Source organism: Pseudoclavibacter sp. VKM Ac-2867, from assembly GCF_015351275.1.
Classification (GTDB): Bacteria; Actinomycetota; Actinomycetes; order Actinomycetales; family Microbacteriaceae; genus Pseudoclavibacter.
In genome coordinates this window covers 1-573 of sequence record NZ_JADKSL010000045.1, presented here as the reverse complement: position 1 = coordinate 573, position 573 = coordinate 1, and the positions used below count along the sequence as shown (strand labels likewise).

General features: G+C 68.8%; 1 protein-coding gene. It reads left to right on the top strand.

The annotated features are described in order from the left end of the window. Window positions 1-185: hypothetical protein (locus ITJ67_RS19890; RefSeq protein ID WP_228503433.1), on the top strand; the 185-nt coding region annotated here is incomplete at its 5' end. Between the last annotated feature and the right edge of the window lie 388 nt (window positions 186-573).

Sequence of the window (573 nt, the reverse complement as noted above, 5' to 3'; positions counted from 1 at the left end):
CGTCAACCCTCACGGTTGACGACCACAAGTCCGCTTTCGACGTCCAGGTCACCCCGCGCCTCGAGTCTCGCCTCGCCTCGGGCCTCGGGCCTCGCCTCGGGCACCACGCTGCACGCCGCGCTCCAACACCTACGAAATCCGCGCGACTCCAACCCCGGCGCCGCACGGGCGAGCCCCAGAGCTGACTTATGGTCGTCAACCCTCGCGGTTGACGACCACAAGTCAGCTTTCGACTTCCAAGTCACCCCGCACCTCGGGTCTCGCCTCGCCTCGGGCCTCGGGCCTCACGCTGCACGCCGCACTCCAGCACCCACGGAATCCGCGCGACTCCAACCCCGGCGCCGCACGGGCGAGCCCCAGAGCTGACTTATGGTCGTCAACCCTCACGATTGACGACCACAAGTCCGCTTTCGACGTCCAGGTCACCCCGCACCTCGGGTCTCGCCTCGCCTCGGGTACCACGCTGCACGCCGCGCTCCAGCACCCACGGAATCCGCGCGACTCCAACCCCGGCGCCGCACGGGGCGAACCGCAGAGCTGACTTGTGGTCGTCAACCCTCGCGGTTGACGACC